This is a genomic window from Promicromonospora sp. NPDC050880 (genome assembly GCF_044456525.1).
In the GTDB taxonomy this organism is placed as follows: Bacteria; Actinomycetota; Actinomycetes; order Actinomycetales; family Cellulomonadaceae; genus Promicromonospora.
The window spans coordinates 1-16,873 of record NZ_JBITFV010000004.1 but is presented as its reverse complement, the minus strand read 5'-3'; the positions used below and the strand labels follow the sequence as shown (position 1 = coordinate 16,873).

The following is a 16,873-nucleotide window of genomic DNA, read 5'->3' as shown; positions in this document are numbered from 1 at the left end:
GCCCCGCACGAGGACATGTGTTGCCGCTGTTCCTGTCGCTGAACCCGACAGTGACGGCCTGATCGCGACGTCCCTGTCGCGACAGCGCCCGACGTGCTGACCGGCCGCCACCGGTCCGCCGCCCGCTCTCGGCGCCGAATGCCGAGCCCCGGCCGCACCAGGCCCTCACGTTCCTGACCGGACGTCTCACTCCTGCCTCCCGGCAGCCACGCTCCCGGGCGACCCCAGGCACCGTCGTGCACCTGGCACGACGGCGGGGGCCTGCCCGGGTGCCGTCGCGCCGCAGCCCGAACGGAGCCCCGCCGTGCCGTACCCGCCGCAGCCCACGTCCCTGTCCACCGCCCTCTCGCCCCGTCCCGTCGTGCTCGGCGTGGACCTCACCTCCGCCGGCGCCCGCCCCGGGGCCCACCGGGCACGCGGCCCGGTCGCGCCGCGCCCGTTCGACGGCGAGCGGTTCCTGCACCTGGTGCGGACCGCCGACCGCGGCCTGCTCGACTTCGTCAGCCTCGACGAGGGTTTCCTGCTCCACCCGGGGCGCAGCCAGGTCACCAGCCGCCTCGACACGGCCGTCGCCGCCGCCCGCGCCGCGCGGGTCACCGACGGCATCGGCCTGATCGCCGCCGTCGACACGGTGCACGTGGAGGCGGCCCACGCCGCCGTCGCCCTGAGCAGCATCGACCGCGCCAGCGGCGGCCGGGCCGGCTGGCAGGCCGTACGCCAGGTCACGCTCCCCGAGCCCGACGAGGCCTGGGCCACGCGGGTCGAGCTCGGCATCCAGGCCGTGACCCAGGTGTGGACCGGCCGTCCCGGCAGCGGGGCGGGAGCGGTCGAGCTCGACGCCGAGGGCCGGTTCCGCGTGGACCACGACGGCATCCGGTTCGCCGTCCGCGGCCGTCCCGCCGACGGCGGTACCCCGCCGCCCCGGACGCCCCCGCCCGTCGTGGTGCGCGTGCGCTCCGAGGCGAGCGCGGCGCTGGCCGGCCGCACCGCCGACGTCGCCCGGATCGCGGTGACCGACGCCGGGCACGCGGTGCGGCTGCGCCGCCTCGTGCGGGACTCGGCCCTGTCCGCCGGACGCGACCCCGAGGACGTGCGGGTGCTCGCCGAGGTGTACGTCGTGCTCTCCACGGAGCGGGCCGGAGCCCGCGCGCGGCTCGAGCTCGTGGAGGCGCTGGAGGGCACCGCCCCCATGGGCGACGGGCTCGTGGTCGCCGACACCCCGGACGAGCTGGCCACCCTGATCGCCGACTGGGCGACGGTCGGCGCCGTCGACGGGTTCCTGCTGCGGCCCTCCTCGCTCAGCTCGGACCTCGACACCATCACCGACCACCTGGTGCCCGCTCTCCAGCACGCGGGCCTGTTCCGCACCGAGCGGACCGGGACGACGCTGCGCGGTGCGCTCCGGCTGCCCGACGCGGCGACGGTCGCCCGCGAGCTGCGCACCGGGCGGCTGCTGAGCGCCTGAGCACCTGGCGAACCGCCCACCGCACCGTACGAACTGCCCACCGCACCGTACGAACGACCTGAGGAGACCACCATGACCACGTCCGAGCCGACCACGTCCGAGCCGACCACGTCCGAGCCGACCACGTCCGAGCCGACCACGTCCGAGCCGACCACGTCCGAGCCGATCGAGAAGGCCACCCCCGAGCTCCAGGCCCCCGACGCCGCGGGCGCCAAGGTTGCCCACGGCGCCCTGCTGATCGACGTCCGCTCGGCCGCCGGCCGGGCGTCGGCGGGCGAGATCCCGGGGGCGACGCTCGCGGACCGGAACAACCTCGACGCCCTGTTCGGCCCGTCGGACAACCCGGCCATCACCCTCGACACGCCCGTCGTGATCGTGTGCGGCTCGGTGGACGGCTCCGGCCCGGTCGCCGAGGCGCTGGCCGCGCGCGGCTACACCGACGTCTCGCACGTCGATGGCGGCTTTCCTGCCTGGAAGCAGGCGGGCCTGCCCGCGACCGAGGCCGCCGAACCGAGCGCGGCACCATGACGGGCTTCGCCACCCGGCAGGTGCACGCCCGCAGCACCGGGCGGGACGACGCGGGGCACGCCACTGGCACGTCCGGCACGGCACCGTCCGGCACGGCACCGTCCGGCACGGCACCGTCCGGCACGGCACCGCCCGGGACGGCACCGCCCGGTCGCGGAGTGCCGTCCCGCGTGGTACCCCGCGCCACACCCGTGTACCTGACCGCCGGGTTCGAGTTCGAGGAGTGGGAGCAGGCCGTCGGGCACTTCGGCGCGGGCGAGGGCTTCGCCTACACGCGCACCGGCAACCCGACCACGGCCGCGGTCGAGCAGCGGATCGCCGCGCTGGAGGGCGGCGCCGACGCGCTGTTCCTGGCCAGCGGGCAGGCGGCCGTCACGGTCGCGCTGCTCGGCCTGGTCGCGGCCGGGCAGCGGGTGCTCGCCGCGTCCAGCATCTACGAGGGCACGCGCGGGCTGCTCCTGGAGAACCTGCCGCGCCTCGGCATCGAGGCCGACTTCGTGGACGACGCCGCCGACCCCGCCGCCTGGGCGCGCGCCATCCGGCCCGAGACGCGCGTGCTGTTCCTGGAGTCGATCCCGAACGCGCGCAACGACCTGCCCGACCTCGCCGCCGTGGCCGACGTCGCGCACGCCCACGGGCTGGCGCTGGTCGTGGACAACACGCTGGCCACGCCCTACCTGCTGCGCCCGATCGAGCACGGCGCCGACGTCGTGGTGCACTCCGCCAGCAAGTTCCTGGCGGGGCACGGTTCCGTGCTGGGCGGCGTCGTCGTCGACGCCGGGACGTTCGACACACGCACCGCGGGCGCGCTGTACCCGCACCTGGTCGCGGCGTCGCGCACGGGCGGACCCGGCCGGGCCGAGCGGCACGGCGGGCTGGCCCGCCTGGCCTACCTCCGCGAGACCGTGGCGCCCCGGTTCGGGCCCACGCCGTCGCCGCTGAACGCGTTCCTCGTGGGCCAGGGCATCGAGACGCTGTCGCTGCGGGTGGCGCGGCAGAGCGCGTCGGCCCTGGAGGTGGCGCGCTGGCTGGCGTTCCGCCCCGAGGTGGCGTCGGTGGACTACTCGGGGCTCGACTCCAGCCCGTCGCACGCGCTGGCCAAGCGGTACCTGCCGGACGGCCAGGGCTCCGTGTTCACCTTCACGCTGCACGGCGGTGCCCCCGCGGCGCGCGCCCTCGTGGAGGCCGTCCAGGTCTTCACGCACATGACTCACATCGGCGACGTCCGCTCGCTGGTGCTGCATCCGGAGAGCACCAGCCACGTGCTGCGCACCCCCGCCGAGCGGGCCGCCTCCGGCATCCACCCGGGCACCCTGCGCCTCTCGGTGGGCATCGAGGACCTGCCCGACCTGATCGCCGACCTCGACCGTGGCCTCGCGGCCGCACGCCGCGCCGCCGGGCCCGGCGCCGCCGACGCGAGCACCACACGCAAGGAGACACCATGACCCGCCAGCAGCACCTCGGCTGGTTCCTGGCCCGCGGCTTCGGGCCGCACGGCTGGGGCCACGACTACCTGGACTGGAACTACGACTGGACCCGGCCCGACCTCTACGTCGAGTCCGCCCGCGCCTTGGAGCAGGCGGGTGTGGACCTGCTGATCATCGAGGACGCGCCGTCCCTGGGCAGCCCCGAGACCATCGACCTGCGCGTGCGCCAGGCGTTCGGCGGCCCCAAGCACGACCCGCTGCTGCTGGCCCCGTACCTGTTCGCCGCGACCCAGCACCTCGGCATCGTGCCGACGGTCAACCCCGCCGCCGTGCTGCCCTACACCGGGGCGAGACAGCTCGCGACGCTCCAGCATCTCTCGGGCGGCCGGTTCGGCCTCAACCTCGTCACGGACACCGGCAGCGCGCGCCACTTCTCCGCCGCCCCGCCGCTGGGCCACGACGCCGCGTACGACCGCGCCGAGGAGTGGCTCGACGGCGTCCGTTCGCTGTGGCGCTCCTGGGACGACGGCGCGCTGCTCGCCGACCCGGGCGCCGTCGGGCCTGGTGGTACGCGGACCGGGGGCCGGTACGCCGACGGCGGACTGCTGCGCCCGGTGCGGCACCGCGGCGAGCACTACGCCTTCGACGGCCCGCTCAACGCGCTCCCGTTCGACGGCGGGGCCGACGGCGAGCCCGTGATCGTCTCGCCCGGCGGCTCGGGCCGCGGGCTGGCGTTCGCCGGTGCGAACAGCGACGTCCAGCTCGCGCTCGCGCCGCTCACCGAGTCGAGCGTGCGCGACTACCGGGCCCGCATCCACGCCTCCGCCCGGGCGGCAGGCCGCGCGCTGGAGCACGTCAAGGTGCTGTTCGCGATCAAGCCGGTGCTCGTGTCCAGCTCGGAGGAGGCCGACCGGCTGGTGGCGGCGTCGGCGGACCCGGACGACGCGACGCTGCTGCGCATCGCCGAGCAGCAGTCCAGCGACCTGGAGACCGACCTGACGGCACTCGACCTCGACAAGCCGCTGCCCACGGGCCTGTTCGGCGACCACGTCTCGCACGGCTCGATCAAGCGGCTCGTGGGCGACCACGATCTCGCCACCACGCCGCTGCGCGTGCTGCTCGGCGGGCTCGCCCGGCTGGGGCGCATCGCCGACCGCACGGGCTGGGTCGGCACGGCCGGCGAGCTGGCCGACCTCATCGAGGAGCTGGGGGAGTGGGGCAACGACGGCGTGCTGCTGTGGGGCGACCTGCACCCCGTCACCGTGCACCGCACGCTCGACGAGCTGGTCCCGATCCTGCGTCGGCGCGGCATCCTGCGCACCGAGTGGGCCGACGGCGGCCTGCGCGCCAACCTGCGCGCGTTCTGACCTCCCGCGCCGGACGGCGCCGGTGGCGGCTCGCCCCGTGGCCATCTACCCAGTCATCAGGCCCGGGATGACCCGCTGTCGTGGGCCTGATGACTGGGTAGAAGCGCACTTGGCACCAGGTGGCGTCAGCCGACGCGGCCCGGGCCGCCCGTGAGGGTGCCCGGGAGCAGGTCGCGGAGCTCCTGCTCCTCCTCCGGTGTCGGCGTCCAGCGGGTGGCCAGGAGGTTCTCGTCGAGCTGCTCCGGCACCGTGATGCCCGTGATCACGCTGGTCACCGTCGGCTGGGCCAGGAGCCAGCCCAGGGCGAGCGCGCTCGGCGTGACGCCCCGGTCGGCGGCGAACCGCTCGAACTTCTCCAGCGCGTCCCACGGGGCCTCGCCCAGCAGGTACGTCTTGAGGTTGGTGATCTTGGCGCCCTCGGGTGCGCGGTCGCGGGCGTACTTGCCGGTCAGCAGCCCGTTCTGGAGCGGGAAGTACGGCAGGAACCCGAGGCCGAAGTGCTCGAGCGCCCCGATCAGCTCCTCCTCGGGCTTGCGCCACAGCAGGCTGTACTCGTCGGTGGTCGACACGAAACGGCTGTAGCCGTGCGCGGCGGCGACGTGGTCGGCGTCGGCGAGCTGCCAGGCCTTGAAGTTGGACGCGCCCACGTACCGCACCTTGCCGTCGCGCACCAGGGTGTCGAGCGCCGACAGGGTCTCCTCGATCGGCGTGAACGGGTCCGGGAAGTGGATCTGGTACAGGTCGATGTAGTCGGTGCCGAGCCGGCGCAGGCTGTCCTCGACGGCGGCCAGCACGTACTTGCGCGCTCCGGTCCGACCGTACGAGGGCCCGCGGTCGGCCGCGAGCGACCGGCCGAACTTGGTGCCGATCACCACCTGGTCGCGCCGCCCGGCCAGCGCCGTGCCGAACAGCTCCTCGGACAGGCCGGTGCGGTCGCCGTAGCCCTCCGCGATGTCGAAGTACGTGACGCCCAGGTCGATGGCGCGGTCCACGATCCGGTTGACCTGCTCCTGCCCGACGGCGCGCATGCCGCTGCGGCCGAACGTGCTGGCGCCCACGCCGAGCTCGGACAGGACGAGGCCGGAGCGGCCCAGCGCGCGGTACCCGGCGGGGAGGCTGGTGGTGGCAGGCACGGTCACTCCTCCGTCCCGGACGCCGACGCGGACGTCCCGGACGCCGACGCCGACGAGCCGGACGGAGCCGACGCCGTCGCGAACTGGTTGGGCGGCACCGGCAGCCCGAAGTGCCCGCGGAACGTGTCGGCCTCGTACTCGGTGCGGAACACGCCCTTGTCCTGCAGGATCGGCACCACCTGCCCGGTGAACCGCTCGAGCTGGTCCAGCATGGCCGGCGACTGGATGTTGAAGCCGTCGGCGGCGCCCTGCTCGAACCACTCGATGAGGGTGCCCGCGACGTCGTCGGCGGTGCCGATGGCGAGCGGGAAGCCACCCCCGATCGAGTTGTGCAGCAGGTCGCGGCCCCGCACGGTGCCCGCCTCGACGGTGCGGCCGGTGCGCTGCGCGATGGTGCGCAGCAGCTTCTGCCCGACGTCGTTCAGCTCACCCGCCAGCGAGGGCGTCAGCACGCCGTCGAGCCCCAGCGGGCGCAGGTCGGCGCCGGTGCGCTCGCCGATGGACCGCAGGCTGCGCGCGCCCTTCGGCAGCGGCGCGCGTCCGCGCTGCGCGGCCTGGAACGCCTCGCTGGTGTAGTAGTCCTCGGGCTGGTTGCCGGCCACGGGGTCGTCGTCGACCGGGAGCCCCGCGTTGAGCCGGTCGAAGAGGTCGATCGCCTCCTCGCGGGTGTCGCCGATGACGGGCGTGATGCCCGGCAGGAAGAAGACGGGCTCCTCCCGGCCGCGCAGGCGCAGCGCCCGCGCGCGGACGTCGGCGTTGAACTCCGCCGAGGCCTCCAGGGTGGGCGGGCCGGTGAAGTTGATGTCGCAGTACTGCGCCGTGAGCTCGCGGGAGAGCTCGGAGCCGCCCGCGTACAGCAGCGGCACGTGGCCCTGCGGCGGGCGCAGCATGGGCAGGGTGCCGGCCACGGAGAAGAACTCGCCGGTGTGCTCCAGGCGGTGGATCTTGCTCGGGTCGAGGTACTGCCCGGACTCCTTGTCCTGGAGGTAGGCGCCGTCCTCGATGCTGTCCCAGAGCTTGCGGATCACGTCGATGAACTCGGCAGCGCGCCGGTAGCGGCTCTCGCCGCCCAGGTCCGGGAGGCTGAAGTTCTTGGCCGCGAGGTCGTTCGCGCCGAGCACCACGTTCCAGGCCAGCCGCCCGCCGCTGAGGTGGTCGAGCGACGCGGTCAGCCGGGCCAGGATGTACGGCTCGTAGAAGGTGGGGTGGGCCGTCACGGCCAGGCCGATCCTCGACGACTGCAGCGCGAGCTGGGAGGCCAGCGTGAACGGCTCCAGCCGCCCCGCGTTGTGCGTGGTGCCGTAGTGCTCGCGGTAGACGTCGCCGGGCAGGGTGTCCCCGAGGAAGAAGAAGTCGAACTTGGCGTCCTCGACCAGCTTGAGCACCTGGGCGGGGTAGGCGAGGCCGAACGGGTCGGGCGTGGCCGACTCCGGCAGGCGCCAGCCGCCCCAGTGGGTGCCGTTCAGCCAGTACATGTATCCGAGGTGCAGCTGCCGCTGTGCCGGCTCGCCCATGTCGGGGTCCTTTCGTTCGGTGCGGTCGTTCGTGGTGCGGTCGTCGGTCATGCGGGTGTCGTCCGGACGTCGGCGGCAGCCCCCGGGATGGAGGCCAGCAGCCGCCGCACGTAGTCGGTCCGGGGGTTGGAGATGACGTCGGTCGCGGGGCCGTGCTCGACGACGTCGCCGTGCCGGAGCACGAGGACCTCGTCGGAGAGCTCCGCGACCACGCCCAGGTCGTGGGACACGAACAGGTACGTCAGGGAGAGCCGGTCCTGGAGGTCGAGCAGCAGGTCGAGGATCTGCCGGCGCACGGTGACGTCGAGCGCGGAGACCGGTTCGTCGAGCACCAGCACCTCCGGGTGCGGCGCGAGCGCGCGGGCGATGGCCACGCGCTGCCGCTGGCCGCCGGAGAGCTCCGCGGTGTAGCGGTCGGCGACCGACGCCGGGAGCCCGGTGACCTCCAGCAGCTCGGCGACCCGCCGGGCCCGCTCGGCGCCGCCGCGCCGGCCCGGCCCGCCGATCCGGTGGCCGGTGAGCGGCTCCTCCAGGATGGCGCGCACGGTGGTGCGCGGGTTCAGCGAGGCGAACGGGTCCTGGTAGACCATCTGGACCTTGCGGTACAGCCTCGCCTGGCCGGCGCCCCGGCGGTGGTGGACCACGGGCTCGCCGTCGACCGTCACCGTGCCGGAGCTCGGCGGCGTCAGGCCCGCCAGGAGCCGGACCAGCGTGGTCTTGCCGGAGCCGGACTCGCCGACGATGCCCAGCGTGGTGCCCCGCCGCACCTCGAAGCTCGCCCCGGCGACGGCGGTGACCGCCGTCCGCCCGCGGTGGGCGGGGAACGTCTTGGCGACGTCGCGGGCGCGGACCACCACGGGGGCGTCGGGGGCGACCCGGGCGGCGGTGTGCTCCTGCCGCGCAGCGGCAGCGTCGGCCCCGGAGAAACCGAGCGAGGACGAGCGCAGCAGCGTCTCGGTGTAGGGGTCGCCGGGGTCGGCCACGACCTCGGGCGTGCGGCCCGAGCGCACCAGGGCGCCGTCCTTCAGCACGGCGATCTCGTCGGCCCGCTCCGCGGCGACGCCGAGGTCGTGCGTGACGAGCAGGACGGCGAGGTCGTTCTCCGCGACCAGGGTGCCCAGCAGGTCCAGGATCGTCTTCTGCACGGTGACGTCCAGCGCGGTGGTCGGCTCGTCGGCCACCAGCAGCCGTGGCCCCGTGGACATCGCCGCGGCGATCAGCACCCGCTGGCACATGCCGCCGGACAGCTCGTGCGGGTAGGCGCCGTAGACCTTCTCGGGGTCGCGCAGCCCGACCTTGCCGAACAGATCGATCACGCGCTCGCGGCGCTCGGCCTTGCCGGCCAGGCCGTGGGCGCGCAGCGGCTCGCCCGCCTGGACCCCGACGGGCAGCAGCGGGTTGAGGCCGAGCAGGGCGTCCTGCGGGATGTACCCGATGTCCTTGCCGCGCAGGGCTCGGTGCTCGCGCTCCGTCACGCGGGTCAGGTCGCGGCCGGCGAAGACCACGCGGCCGGTGGTCACGCGGCCGTTCTCGGGCAGGGTGCCGGTGACCGTGCGGCCCAGCGTGGACTTGCCGGAGCCGGACTCGCCGACCAGGGCCAGCACCTGGCCGGGGCGCAGCGAGAGGCTGACGTCGTCGAGCACGCGGACGGGGGCCCGGCCCGGCAGGGTGAACTCGGCGCCGACGCCGTCGAGGACGAGCAGGGGTTCAGGCGACGACACGGGTTCTCCCTCGGTCGATGGAGCGGCCGATGCGGTAGACGGCCAGCACGGAGAGGACGATCACCAGGCCGGGCAGGAGGCTGAGCCACCACTGCCCGGCGATGAAGGTGCGGCCCTCGGCCACGAGCAGGCCCCACTCGGGGGTGGGCGGTGGTGCGCCCAGGCCGAGGAAGCTCAGCGAGGCGACGGTGAGGATGGCGCTGCCGATCTCCATCGTGGCGTAGGCCAGCACCGACCGGGAGGCGTTCGGCACGACGTGCCGGAACAGTCGGTAGGCGTAGCCGTGGCCGGCGAAGACCGACGCCTCGACGTACCGGGAGCCGCTGACCTTGAGCACCTCCGACCGCATGGGACGGGCGAACGTGGCGGTGCTGTTGATCCCGATGGCGACGGCGATGTTGAGGGTGCCGTGCCCCAGCGCCGAGATGATCGCCAGCGACACGATGAGGCTCGGCACGGCGAGCATGACGTCGACGACGCGCATCAGCACGCTGTCGAGCCACCCGCGCAGCGCCCCGGCCAGAAGCCCGATCAGCGAGCCGCTGACCAGGCCGATCAGCACCGCCACGACCGCGGCCTGCAGCGAGAGCCGGGTGCCGTGGACGGTGCGCGTGAACTGGTCGCGGCCCAGGTCGTCGGCGCCGAACAGGTGCTCGGGACCGGGCGGCAGCAGCATGGCCTCGCCGCTCTGCGCGAGCGGGTCGCCGGGCGCGAACAGACCGGGGACCAGCGCCGCCGTGACGATCAGCACCAGCCACCCCCAGGACACCAGCAGGCTCGGCGTGCGCGCGACGTCCGGCAGCGCGCCGAGCCACCTGCGCCGTCGGCCCGCGCCGGGTTGCGGCGCGACCGGCGCGGCCGGCGCGGCCGGTCCCGCCGCGACCGCGGTCCCTGTCTGCGTGACGCTCATCAGCCCTCCAGCCGGATGCGCTTGTCGACCACGGGGTGGACGAGGTCGACGACGAAGTTGACGGTCACGAAGATCAGCGCGCTCACGGTCACGGCGACCAGGACGACGGGCATGTCCCGGCCGTTGACGGAGTCGACGACGAGCCGGCCGATCCCGGGCCGCGAGAAGACGGTCTCCGTGAGCACCGTGCCGCCCACCATCACGCCGATGAGCGTGCCGAGCGCCGTGATGACCGGCAGCGCCGCGTTGCGCAGCGCGTGCCGCACCACGACGTCGAACCTGCTCAGCCCCCAGCTGCGCGCCGTCTCGATGTACGGCGAGGTCAGGGCGCCGCGCAGGTTCGCCGTCAGGAGCTGCGAGATGGTGCCCCCGCCGGCCACGGCGATCGACAGGGACGCCACCAGCAGGCCCAGGAACGTCGTGTCGCCGAACGCGTCGATCCAGCCGAACCGGAACGCGACCACCTGCACCAGCACGAGCGCCACCAGGAACGGCGGCAGCGAGACGGCGACCGGCGGCAGCGACACGAGCAGCTCGCGCAGCCACCGCCAGTCCGTGAGCTCGATGACCACCGACAGCGTGACGCCGAGCACGACCGCCAGCGCCAGGCCGACGAACGCGAGCTGCAGCGTGGCGGGGAACGCCTCGAAGAACACCTCGACGGCTGGACGCCGCTGGTAGAGGCTGTCGCCGAAGTCCCCGAGGACCGCGCCCGACAGCGCGTCCCCGTACTGCACCAGGACCGGGCGGTCCAGGCCGAGCAGCTCGCGCTGCTCGGCCAGGAGCTGCTCGACGTCGCCGCCGGACGCGCCCATCGTGAGGCCGCCGGCCGCGTCGCCCGGCACGATGTAGAGCAGGAAGAACGCCCCGGTGAACGCGCCCCACACCACGATCGCCGCGTAGCCGAGGCGTCGTAGGCCGTATCTCAGGAGACCGGAACGCACCTCACTGCTCCGAGAGCCAGGCGTTGTAGAGGTACTGGTCCAGGCCCACCGGAGTGATGTCGTGCACCGAGGGCTGGAACGCCCAGATGTCGGTGTCGTTCACGATCGGCAGCACGTAGGCGTCCTCGACCAGCAGGCGGGCGGCCTCGTCGACGATCTTCTGCCGCTCGCCGGCCTCGATCACGGTGTTCTGCTTCTGGAGCAGGTCGTCCAGCTCCTGACCCCGGGCGTCGTCGTCCGCGATGAACGAGCGGTTCGAGCCCGTCTCGACGCCGTAGTTGGCCCGCAGCACGTCCGGGTCGGGCGTGGAGTGGTACCAGTAGGCGATGTCGTACTCGCCCGACAGCAGCTTCTCGTTCGCCTCGGCGTCCAGCGGCGGGTCGAGGACCAGCTCGATGCCCAGCTCCATCCACTGCGCCTGCACCACCTGCTCGGCGGCGCCGTCGCGCGGGAAGCGGAAGGAGAGGCGGTCGCCGTCGGCGTTCACGCGGATGCCGTCTTCACCCGTCTCGGACCAGCCGGCCTCGTCCAGGAGCCGCGCCGACAGCTCCGGGTCGTACGTGAGGAACTCGCTCTGGTCGGAGTAGAAGGGGTTGGCCCTGCTGAGCGGGCCCGTCGCGGCCTCGTCGTAACCACCCGAGACCAGCTGGGTGAACTCCGCGCGGTCGATGCCGTGCTGCAGGGCCTGGCGCACCCGGACGTCCTTGAGGATCTCCGACGAGGTGTTGACCGGCCACTCCGTGCCCGTCGCGGGGTTGGTGGTCTCGGTGACGGTCAGGCCCGCGGCCTCGAGCTGGTCCACGTACTTGGCGTTGACCCAGTACACGAACTGCAGCTCCTCACCGCCGATGACGGCGCCGTTGCGCACCGAGTCCTCGGGGATGATCTTGTAGACCACCTCGTCGAGGTAGGCCGGGCCGGTGCGTTCGAAGTACTCGGGTGCCCAGTCGTAGTCCTCGCGCTTCTTCAGCACGATGCGCTGGTTGGGCGTGTACTCCTCCAGGTAGAACGGGCCGGAACCGTCCAGGAACTTCTGCCGCTCCTCGACCGGGAGCGCGGCCGTCTTCGCCGAGACGATGCCGGCGTGGGCCCGTGACAGGCTCACCAGGAACGCCGCGTTCGGCTCGGCGAACTCCACCTCGACCACGTGCTCGGACGGCGTCCGGATCTCCTCGATGCCCTCGACGATCGTCTTGGCGCTGGAGTGGATGCCGGGCCGGTCCAGGCTCTCGAAGTTCTGCTTGACCACCTCGGACGTCAGCGCGGTGCCGTCGTGGAACGTCACGTCGTCGCGCAGCGTGAACGTGTAGACACGAGCGTCCTCGACGGTCCACTCCGTGGCCAGCCAGGGCTCGATCTCCTTGGTCTCCGGGTTGAAGAAGACCAGCGAGTCCGTCAGCGCGCGGGCCGCGGTGCGCCACACCTGGTTCACGACGGCGGCGTCGACCCCGTTGGGCTCGGCGGCCAGGCCGATGTTCAGCGTGCCGCCGAACCGGTCCTCCTGCGGGACGGTCGCGGACGAGGCCTCGGATCCGGCGCCGCAGCCCGCGAGCACCAGGGACACCAGCACGGCGGCCGTGGTGGCGGCCGGCCCCCGGCGTCCGCGCCTTCTCGTGGCGGGCCTTCTCGTCGTGGTCACGGTCTTCCTCCTCGGATCGGGAACGTCGGTGACACCGCCCCGTGCAGTGCGGCGGGAATGAGACGGGAAAAAATCCGACGAGTCAACCAATCCGGCAAAGAGTCCATATAGTGGGCGGTCGACGGAGCCAGCCCAGTCATCAGGCGCGACAGCGGTCCCCGTCGCCCGACCGGCATGTGAGACGCCGAACTGGGGCATTGACGAAGGGCCCGCGGCATGAGTGTCTGGCCTTCCGTCCACCCCACGGAGCACTCATGACAGCCATCGACGCCTTTCAGGTCACCACCCCGACCGAGACAGCTCCCGTACCGCCGGCCCGCGTGCCGGCCCGGATCACCCGAGCACCCCGGGCGCACCAGCCCGACCCCGCGACCCAGGCCGTGCGCGACGAGGCGCACGACCCCCTGTCGTCCGAGCGGGCCGGCCGGCTCGCAGCCGCCCGAGCCCAGGTGGCCGCGCGCTACGGCGTACCCACCCGGCGGGCCGACACCGCCGCACCCCAGGTCGCCGCAGCCGTCGCCGCCGCGGCCGACCTGCCACGGTCGGTGCTGGACGTCCAGCTCGGGCACCGCTCGGTCCGGCGGTTCCTGCCCGGACCGCTGCCACCCTCGGTGCTGCCCACGCTGGTGGCCGCCGCCCAGTCCGCTCCCACGTCGTGCGACCTGCAGCTCTGGAGCGTCGTGGCCGTCACCGACCCGGACCGCCTGGCTCGCGTGGCCGACCTGTCGGGCAGGCAGGGGCACGTGCGCGACGCCCCGCTCCTGCTCGTCTGGGTCGCCGACGTGGCCCGCGTGCGCACCCTCGCCGAACGGCGCAACACGGCCGTGCACGCGACCGGGTACCTGGAGACCACGGTCACCGCGTTCGTCGACACGGCGCTCGCGGCCCAGAACGCCGCGGTCGCCGCCGAGTCGCTGGGCCTGGGCACCGTCTACCTCGACGGCGTCCGGGACCGGCCCGAGGCGCTCGCGGCAGAGCTGCGGCTGCCCCGGGGTACCGCGCCCGTCGTGGGGCTGCTCGTCGGCAGACCCGATCCCGCCTTCGTCGGCCGGGTCACACCGCGCCTGCCGCAGACCGTCGTCCTGCACCACGAGACCTACGACACGACGCGGCAGCTCCGCCCCCTGGCCACCTACGAGCGGCGCATGACGGAGTTCTACCGCGCCCAAGGGCTCGACGGCGGGTGGGCCGGCCGCGTGCTGGCCCGGCTGCGCGGGCACGGTTCGCTGCGGGGGCGGGAGCGGCTGCGCTCGGCCCTGGCGGCGCTGGGGCTGCCGTCCTGGTGACCTTCTCGCCGTCTCGCCATCCGAGAGCCTGACGCCGTACCTCGCCGACGGCGGGCGCCGGTGGTGCGCTGCGGGCATGACCACAGCCAGCAGCCCCACCGCGCCCGTCCCCGCCCGCACCCTGGGCTCCGGCCCGCACGCCCTGACCGTCTCCGCGGTCGGGTTCGGCGGCATGTCCGTCGCCGACTCCTACGGCCCCGCCGACGCCGCCGAGGCCGAGGCGGTGCTGCTGCGCGCCCTCGACCTGGGCGTGACCCTGATCGACACCGCCGACGTCTACGGCCACGGCCGCAACGAGGAGCTGATCGGCCGGGTGCTCGGCCCGCAGCGCGACCGGATCGTGCTGGCGAGCAAGCTCGGACTGCCGCCCGCGGGCGGCCACCCGGACGGGCGTCCCGTCGACGGCCGCCCCGAGTACGTGCGCCGCGCCGTCGACCGGTCGCTCGGCCGCCTGGGCACCGACCACCTCGACCTCTACTACCTGCACCGGGTGGACCCGCAGGTACCGGTCGAGGAGACGGTCGGCGCCCTGGGTGAGCTGGTCACGGCGGGCAAGGTGCGTGCGATCGGGCTGTCCGAGGCGGGCGCCGAGACCGTGCGGCGCGCGCACGCCGTGCACCCGGTCACCGCGGTGCAGAGCGAGTACTCGCTGTGGACCCGCGACCCGGAGGACGCCGTGCTGCCCGCGCTGCGCGAGCTCGGCATCGGGTTCGTGCCGTTCTCCCCGCTGGGCCGCGGCATCCTCACCGGCACCGTGGACTCGACCGACTCCCTCGCGGCCGACGACGTACGCCGCAGCCACGCCCGGTACGCCGGCGAGGCGTTCGAGCACAACCGGGCGCTGGTGCGCGCTCTCGAGACCCTGGCGGCCGACCGCGGCGTGACCACCGCGCAGCTCGCGCTCGCGTGGCTGCTGGCGCAGGGCGACGACGTGGTGCCCATCCCGGGGACCAAGCGGCTGCGCTACCTGGAGCAGAACGTCGCGGCGGCGTCGCTGGTGCTGACGGCCGAGGAGGTGGCGGTGATCGGCGCCGTCATCCCGCGCGACGCCGTCCAGGGGGTGCGGCACCCGCGCCCGGACCTGCTGGAGGCGTGAGCGGACCCGGTCCGAGAGCGGGGTAGTGGCCTACCCGGTGATCGGGCCCGGAAACCAGCCGGTTCCGGGCCCGACCACCGGGTGCGCGACGGGTCCGGGCGCGCGATCCCTCAGATCGCGGTGTCGTCGCCGATGCGGTGGTAGGCGCGGTTCTTGTAGACCAGCGGTGAGGCGTCGGGCTCCCTGCCACCGTTGGTCAGGCTCGACGCGAGGGCGCGCAGCGAGACCAGGTAGCTGTCGCCGATCGGGGTGCGCTGCACCACGCGCGCGCGGAACCAGGACACGGCACCGTCGATCACGGGCTCGCCCGTGGGCAGGGGAGTCCAGCCGCCGTCCGCGAAGCGGTCGATGCCGCTGGTGGCGAAGCGGGCCGAGACGTCGTCCTGGTGGTCGGCGAGGAAGCTGACCGCAAGGGTGCTCGCCTCGGAGACCGCGGGCCAGGACGAGGAGGTGGAGGCGAGGGAGAAGGCGAGCAGCGGGGGAGCGGCCGACACCGAGATCACCGACGTGGCGGTGAAGCCGACGGGCCGGCCCTCGTGCAGCAGCGCCACGACGGCGACGCCCGCGGGGTGGTTGCGGAAGACCGTCTTGAACTCCTCGGGGCTGAGCTGGGGCTCGTCCTGCTGGGCCAAGAGCTCCTCCAGGGCGGACAGGTCGATGTTCTCGGCGGTCATCGCACGACCTCCTGCGTGCTGCCCACGCCGGCAGGGACGCCGGCGCCGACCCGGACGGGCGCACCGTCCGGAGCGACGGCGAACCCGGCCGCCCGGCGCAGCGGCTCGCCCGCGCCCGCCAGCCACGTGCCGACGACGCCGTCCAGGTCGGCGAGCTGCGCCTCGGTGACGGTCAGTGAGCGGGTCGGCACCACGGCGCCCAGCTCGACGAGCACGGGCCGCAGGTGCACCTCTCCGGCCAGCGCGTGTGCGGGGCTGCCCGAGACCACGAGCGGCACGGCCACCACGCCGGCCAGGCCGTCGTTGCCGTACAGGTCGAGGAACGCCTTGAGCAGGCCGGTGTACGCCGCCTTGTAGACGGGGGTGGCGACCACGGCGACGGTGGCGCCCGCGAGGCGTTCCTTGGCCGCGTCTGCCGTCGGATGCTCGGGAGCCAGGATCTCGGTGGCGAACGTGGCCAGGTCGATCGTGGTGACGTCGTCGATACCGAGGTGGGTGGCGATGCCGTGGGCCGCCACCTCGGCGGCGTGCAGGGTGCGCGACCCGGGACGGGGGTTCCCGGAGAGGACCACGACCGTGGCTGCGGGCGGGGCGGAGATCGGAGAGGTCGGTGAGGTCATGTGTGGGCTCCTCGCAACGTGTTGAGCTCGGTGGTCGCGCGGTGGGCGGTTGGTCGTGGCGAGGTATAGGCGGCAGACCCGGAGTTGACCAGGAGGAGGCCCGGACTTCTCACCATGCGGACCGGGACGTGCCAGCGGACGGCGCGCACCGGCCGAGTACCCTCCCCGAAGAACCCGCGCTGCCGCCCGCCGATTCCCGAAGGCGCCTCCCCCGGGGGGCGTCCTGAGCCGCCGTCCCGAGCCGCCGTCCCGGGGCGCCGCCGCCCGCGGCGCCCTCGTGCAGGTCGGCAAGAGGTCAGGTGGTGGGGGGGCGGGGGGGGGGGCCCCCCGCCCCCGGGGGGGCCCCCCCCCCGGGGGGGCCCCCCCGGGGGGGGGGCCCGGGCCCCCCCCCCCCCCGGCCGGGGGGGGGGGGGGGGGGGGGGGGGGGGGGGGGGCCCCCCCCGGGGCGGGCGCGGGGCGGGGGGGGGGCGGGCCCGGCCCGCCCGTCAGTCGCAGTGGGCCGCCAGGCCCTCCTCCGTACCGCCTGCGTCCTTCGACGACGCCGCGACC

At 74.3% G+C, this 16,873-nt stretch carries 14 protein-coding genes; 6 read left to right on the top strand and 8 right to left on the bottom strand.

The features are described from left to right. Positions 1 to 304 precede the first annotated feature (304 nt). From ACIBBF_RS09190 to ACIBBF_RS09175, 4 genes are all read left to right on the top strand, one after another. A complete protein-coding gene (locus ACIBBF_RS09190) occupies positions 305 to 1,465 on the top strand; it encodes an LLM class flavin-dependent oxidoreductase (RefSeq protein WP_397412728.1) in 1,161 nt (386 codons plus the stop codon). A gap of 72 nt (positions 1,466 to 1,537) precedes the next feature. Continuing rightward, positions 1,538 to 1,993: a rhodanese-like domain-containing protein gene (locus ACIBBF_RS09185; RefSeq protein WP_397412726.1), complete on the top strand. Its 456-nt coding sequence runs from the start codon at positions 1,538 to 1,540 to the stop codon at positions 1,991 to 1,993. After that, positions 1,990 to 3,438 carry an O-acetylhomoserine aminocarboxypropyltransferase/cysteine synthase family protein gene (locus ACIBBF_RS09180; protein ID WP_397412724.1) on the top strand — a complete coding sequence of 483 codons (1,449 nt, stop codon included), beginning with the start codon at positions 1,990 to 1,992 and terminating at the stop codon, positions 3,436 to 3,438. The genes ACIBBF_RS09185 and ACIBBF_RS09180 overlap by 4 nt, the downstream gene beginning before the upstream one ends. Next, positions 3,435 to 4,787, top strand: coding sequence for an LLM class flavin-dependent oxidoreductase (locus tag ACIBBF_RS09175; protein WP_397412722.1), 1,353 nt, complete (start codon positions 3,435 to 3,437; stop codon positions 4,785 to 4,787). The genes ACIBBF_RS09180 and ACIBBF_RS09175 overlap by 4 nt, the downstream gene beginning before the upstream one ends. 125 nt (positions 4,788 to 4,912) lie before the next feature. Here the strand turns inward: ACIBBF_RS09175 and ACIBBF_RS09170 are convergent, their stop codons facing one another. The 6 genes from ACIBBF_RS09170 to ACIBBF_RS09145 are packed head-to-tail and all read right to left on the bottom strand — an operon-like array spanning position 4,913 to position 12,648. Continuing rightward, a complete protein-coding gene (locus ACIBBF_RS09170; protein ID WP_397412720.1) occupies positions 4,913 to 5,920 on the bottom strand; it encodes an aldo/keto reductase in 1,008 nt (335 codons plus the stop codon). Between the two features lie 2 nt (positions 5,921 to 5,922). Continuing rightward, positions 5,923 to 7,485, bottom strand: a complete 1,563-nt coding sequence (locus ACIBBF_RS09165) for an LLM class flavin-dependent oxidoreductase (RefSeq protein WP_397412718.1) — start codon at positions 7,483 to 7,485, stop codon at positions 5,923 to 5,925. Next, positions 7,482 to 9,155, bottom strand: a complete 1,674-nt coding sequence (locus ACIBBF_RS09160) for a dipeptide ABC transporter ATP-binding protein (RefSeq protein WP_397412716.1) — start codon at positions 9,153 to 9,155, stop codon at positions 7,482 to 7,484. Before ACIBBF_RS09160 ends, ACIBBF_RS09165 begins: the two co-directional genes overlap by 4 nt. Beyond that, positions 9,142 to 10,065: an ABC transporter permease gene (locus ACIBBF_RS09155; protein ID WP_397412714.1), complete on the bottom strand. Its 924-nt coding sequence runs from the start codon at positions 10,063 to 10,065 to the stop codon at positions 9,142 to 9,144. The genes ACIBBF_RS09160 and ACIBBF_RS09155 overlap by 14 nt, the downstream gene beginning before the upstream one ends. After that, positions 10,065 to 11,009: an ABC transporter permease gene (locus ACIBBF_RS09150; RefSeq protein WP_397412712.1), complete on the bottom strand. Its 945-nt coding sequence runs from the start codon at positions 11,007 to 11,009 to the stop codon at positions 10,065 to 10,067. The genes ACIBBF_RS09155 and ACIBBF_RS09150 overlap by 1 nt, the downstream gene beginning before the upstream one ends. 1 nt (position 11,010) lies before the next feature. After that, positions 11,011 to 12,648, bottom strand: a complete 1,638-nt coding sequence (locus ACIBBF_RS09145) for an ABC transporter substrate-binding protein (RefSeq protein ID WP_397412710.1) — start codon at positions 12,646 to 12,648, stop codon at positions 11,011 to 11,013. A 254-nt stretch (positions 12,649 to 12,902) separates the two neighbouring features. Between ACIBBF_RS09145 and ACIBBF_RS09140 the strand changes: the two genes are divergently transcribed. Together ACIBBF_RS09140 and ACIBBF_RS09135 are read left to right on the top strand one after the other, a co-directional pair. Then, the gene (locus tag ACIBBF_RS09140) at positions 12,903 to 13,934 is read left to right on the top strand and encodes a nitroreductase family protein (RefSeq protein ID WP_397412708.1); all 1,032 of its coding nucleotides are present in this window, start codon (positions 12,903 to 12,905) and stop codon (positions 13,932 to 13,934) included. Between the two features lie 76 nt (positions 13,935 to 14,010). After that, on the top strand, positions 14,011 to 15,030 hold the full coding sequence (locus tag ACIBBF_RS09135) for an aldo/keto reductase (RefSeq protein ID WP_397412706.1): 1,020 nt from the start codon (positions 14,011 to 14,013) through the stop codon (positions 15,028 to 15,030). Between the two features lie 110 nt (positions 15,031 to 15,140). Here ACIBBF_RS09135 and ACIBBF_RS09130 read toward each other — a convergent pair whose 3' ends face one another. Then, on the bottom strand, positions 15,141 to 15,704 hold the full coding sequence (locus ACIBBF_RS09130; RefSeq protein ID WP_397412704.1) for a flavin reductase family protein: 564 nt from the start codon (positions 15,702 to 15,704) through the stop codon (positions 15,141 to 15,143). Beyond that, positions 15,701 to 16,324 (bottom strand): NADPH-dependent FMN reductase, encoded by a 624-nt coding sequence (locus ACIBBF_RS09125; protein ID WP_397412702.1) that lies wholly within the window; start codon positions 16,322 to 16,324, stop codon positions 15,701 to 15,703. The genes ACIBBF_RS09130 and ACIBBF_RS09125 overlap by 4 nt, the downstream gene beginning before the upstream one ends. Positions 16,325 to 16,873 lie beyond the last annotated feature (549 nt).